Source organism: Mesorhizobium sp. M7A.F.Ca.CA.002.09.1.1 (assembly GCF_003998555.1).
GTDB lineage: Bacteria > Pseudomonadota > Alphaproteobacteria > Rhizobiales > Rhizobiaceae > Mesorhizobium > Mesorhizobium ciceri.
Window position 1 is genome coordinate 1 of record NZ_RZRR01000526.1, and the last position, 3,971, is coordinate 3,971.

Genomic DNA, 3,971 nt, shown 5'->3' on the forward strand with positions numbered 1-3,971 from the left:
CGCCAAGGGTGGCCGCGGCTTCCTCCACTTCCTTGTCGATCTCCTCCATGATCGGCTGCACGGTGCGCACGACGAAGGGCAGGCCGATGAAGATCAGCGCGATGACGATACCGAGCGGGGTATAGGCGACCTTGATGCCGAGCGGCATCAGCAATTTGCCGATCCAGCCGTTCGGCGCGTAGAGCGTGGTCAGCGCGATGCCGGCCACAGCCGTCGGCAAGGCGAAGGGCAGATCGACCATGGCATCGACGATGCGGCGGCCGGGGAAGCGGTAACGCACCAGCACCCATGCGACCAGCGTGCCGAAGACGACGTTGACAGCAGCCGCGACGAAGGCAGTGCCGAAGCTGATTCTCAGCGCATTGATGGTGCGGCGATCGGTGGCGATCGCCCAGAATTCAGGCCAGCCAAGGGCGGCCGAGCGCCAGAGCAGCCCGGATAGCGGGATGAGGATGATGAGGGTGAGGTAGGCAAGCGAGAAGCCGAGCGTCAATCCGAAACCCGGAATGACGCTCGGCTGCCTGAATCGCCACCCCGCCTGGGCGGGTGCTGTGGTCATGTCGTCCTGAATATCGACTGCTTACTGGGGCTTGTAGATCTGGTCGAATATACCACCATCGCCGAAATGATAAGGCTGTGCTTTTTTCCAGCCACCAAACTGTGGATCGTCGATGGTTACAAGTTTGATCGGCGGCAGCTTGGCGAGGTCCTCGGCCGGCACCAGATCGGGCTTGGCAGGACGATAATGGTTCTTGGCGATGATCGTCTGCGCTTCCTTGGAATAGAGCCAGCTCAGATAGGCTTCGGCGATCTTGCGCGTGCCCTTGGCATCGACATTGGCGTCGACCACCGCCACCGGCGGTTCTGCCAGGATGGAGGTCGGCGGGTAGACGATGTCGAAATTGTCGGCGCCGAACTCGTCGAGCGCCAGATAGGCCTCGTTTTCCCAGGCGATAAGCACATCGCCGAGACCCTTTTGCGCGAAGGTCACGGTCGAGCCGCGCGCGCCGGTGTCGAGCACCGGGGCATTGGCGTAGAGCTTGCCGACGAACTCCTTGGTCTTGGTCTCGTCGCCGCCGTCATTGGCGTTGGCGTAGGCCCATGCGGCGAGATAGTTCCAGCGCGCGCCGCCGGACGTCTTGGGATTGGGCGTGATCACCTGGACACCGTCCTTGACGAGGTCGCTCCAGTCGTGAATGCCCTTGGGATTGCCCTTGCGCACGAGGAAGATGATGGTCGAGGTGTAGGGCGCCGAATTGTTTTCGAATTTGGTGCGCCAGTCCGGATTGATCTTCTTCGACTTCGAGACGATGGCATTGATGTCGCCTTCGAGTGCCAGCGTCACCACATCGGCGTCGAGGCCGTCGATCACGGCGCGGGCCTGGGCGCCCGATCCGCCATGCGACTGCTGGACGGTGACCGTCTCTCCGGTCTCGGCCTTCCAATGGGCGACGAAAGCTTCGTCATAGGCCTTGTAGAGCTCGCGTGTCGGATCGTAGGAGACGTTGAGAATGGTGGTATCGGCAAACGCGAAACCGAGCGTGCCGAACTGGACAGATGTGGCGACCAGTGCGCCGAGCAGTTTCCTGAAATGAGGTTTGGTCATTTCTGCCTCCGTTGAACCTGCGCCAAATCTACCGAATTGGTAGAAATTAGGTGCATTCAATGTTGCCTTTTTTGCCCCTCTTGAGAAAATGTTCGGCGCCATTTCGTCCTTTGGAGAAATATTTTCCTCTTGCGGCCAAAGGAAGAATCCATGGCCCTGCCACTCAGCCTATCTAGCAATGGGTAGTGCCGAGGCAAGGTGTGGAATTTGATCCGGTGCCTCAATCGGCGGTGATGGGAAAGTCGAAACGCTGTTTGGCGAACGGTTCGCTTTTCAGCGTGAAGTGCCACCATTCCCTTGCATAGTTCTTGAAGCCGCCCGCGCGCATGGCTTCGACAAGCATCTTGCGATTTGCCGCCGCTTCACTGGCAGGGCCGCGGTATGCGGTTTCGCTCATTGAATCAAAGCAGTCGAAACCGGTACCGAAATCGAGCGTGTCGGCATCCCCGGTGCCGCAGGCCGGGTTCGGGCTGGACCTGCGGTCCATCTGGGCGACGGCGACGTCGACGGTCGAGCCACGTGAATGAGTCGACAACTCTCCGACATAGCCCTTGGCGATCAGGTCGCTGCGCCTGACCTCCGGATACCATTGCGGATCGGGCGGCCCGCCCTGTTTTGTCCATTCGCCCATGTCGGCGACGGCGCGGGCAGGGCGGTAGCAATCGAACACCACCAGGGTCAGGCGTTTGGCCGCGATCGCTTTCTGGACAGCGGAGAGTGCCTTCGCCGCATCCTCGGTGAGGATGCAGACCGGGGCGCCATAGCCGTTCACCTTGCGGTGCAGAAAATTATCCGATCCGGCGTAGCGGATGTCCTGGCGGATCGAGGGGTCGACATCGGCGAGCCGGACAAAGCCGGCGGGGAGTGGGTCAGCGAGAGCAGGGAGGGTGATTGCCGTGACAAGGATTGTTGCTGCCAGTGCTGAGGCTGCCGACAGGAAAGGATCGCGCGAGGCACCCCCCTCTGCCTTGCCAGGCATCTCCCCCGCAAGGGGGGAGATTGTCAGCTTTGGCGTCCTGCTCCACCATTGATAACTGGCGAAAGCGGCAAGGACATCCGATCGCCCTCCTTGCGGGGGAGATCGCCGGCAGGCCAGAGGGGGGTGCCTCGGAACAGGCATGGGTGAAGTATCCCGCTATCCGCTGAGCCTGTGGAAAGCCAATTCCACGAATCGCTTGCAGCCGTCTATTCGACAAACACCTTCACGCTCGCCGCGCGTCCCGCGGCGTCGATGACGGTCAGCGTCGAATAGCCGGCGCCGTCGGGCTGCCAGGTCGCGGTGCGGCGACGGTCGATGCCCACCAGCGGCTTGCCGTTGGCGAGCCAGCGGAACGGCGCACGGCCGCCTTGCAGCTTCAGCACCAGCGGCGAGGCGTCGACCGAATTGGTGCCGAGATCGACGCGGGCGCCGTCGGGCGGGAAGATGATGGTCGGTGCGGGTTCGGTCACTGTCGCCTGCACCAGGCCGTCCGCCCCGGCGCCGAAGCGGGCGAGCGTCACCGGCAGGTCCTCGCGCCTGGGGCTGAACAGTCCGGGCGGCTTGCCCGGCAAGGGGACGGTGGCCAGGCCCGAGCGGACAAAACCCTCGAACAGGATGGGAGCGGCCGAGACATAACCGGACAGTCCGGGCACCGCGCCGGCGTCGGGACGGCCGACCCAGACACCGAGCACATAGCGGCCGTCGAAGCCGACCGACCACGCGTCGCGGTAGCCGTAGGACGTGCCGGTCTTGTAGGCAATGCCGCGCTGCAGGGCACCCTCGGGCGGCTTGACGCCCGACAGTATGTCGATGATCTGCCAGTTGGCCTGACCGTCGAGGATGGTGGCGCTGGTGCGCTCGGCATTGGCCGGCTCGGTGCCGTCATGCAGCGTGTGCGTCTTGCCGCCATTGGCGAGCCCTGTGTAGAGCTGGGCGAGGTCGCGCAGCGTGACGCCTACGCCGCCAAGGCCGATGGCCAGGCCCGGCGCCTCGTTGACCGGCAGTATGGGGCTGACGCCGGCCTGGCGGAAGCGCGCCATCAGCCGCGTTGGCCCGACCGCGTCGAGCACGCGGATCGCCGGCACGTTGAGCGACAGTTGCAGGGCTTGCCGGATGCTGACATCGCCCTGGTAGCCCATGTCGAAATTCTTCGGCCGGTAGCCGGAGAAATCGACAGGGCTGTCATCGATCAGCGTCTCCTGCGCCACCAGGCCCTGTTCGAAGGCAAGACCGTAGATGAACGGCTTCAGCGTCGAGCCGGGCGAGCGGACGATCTTTGTCATGTCGATCCAGCCGGAGCGGCTGGCGTCGAAGAAATTGGCCGAGCCGACTTCGCCAAGGATGTCGCCGGTGCGGGAGTCGGCCAGCACCATGGCGACCGACAGG

The 3,971-nt window shown here is 63.5% G+C and carries 4 protein-coding genes; all 4 read right to left on the bottom strand.

The window, feature by feature from the left end; translation table 11 throughout:
* Positions 1–559: sulfate ABC transporter permease subunit CysT (gene cysT / locus EN994_RS21215; RefSeq protein ID WP_127307784.1), on the bottom strand; the 559-nt coding region annotated here is incomplete at its 3' end.
* A 21-nt stretch (positions 560–580) separates the two neighbouring features.
* Positions 581–1,606 (bottom strand): sulfate ABC transporter substrate-binding protein, encoded by a 1,026-nt coding sequence (locus EN994_RS21220; protein ID WP_013530876.1) that lies wholly within the window; start codon positions 1,604–1,606, stop codon positions 581–583.
* A 220-nt stretch (positions 1,607–1,826) separates the two neighbouring features.
* Positions 1,827–2,585 (bottom strand): M15 family metallopeptidase, encoded by a 759-nt coding sequence (locus EN994_RS21225; RefSeq protein ID WP_244514314.1) that lies wholly within the window; start codon positions 2,583–2,585, stop codon positions 1,827–1,829.
* A 206-nt stretch (positions 2,586–2,791) separates the two neighbouring features.
* Positions 2,792–3,971, bottom strand: a 1,180-nt coding sequence (locus tag EN994_RS21230; protein WP_281060183.1) for a penicillin-binding transpeptidase domain-containing protein, incomplete at its 5' end; no start/stop codon positions are given.

Coding starts and splice junctions, on each gene's coding strand:
- EN994_RS21220 (WP_013530876.1), bottom strand. CDS start 1,606: ATGACCAAACCTCATTTCAGGAAACTGCTCGGCGCACTGGTCGCCACA.
- EN994_RS21225 (WP_244514314.1), bottom strand. CDS start 2,585: ATGCCTGGCAAGGCAGAGGGGGGTGCCTCGCGCGATCCTTTCCTGTCG.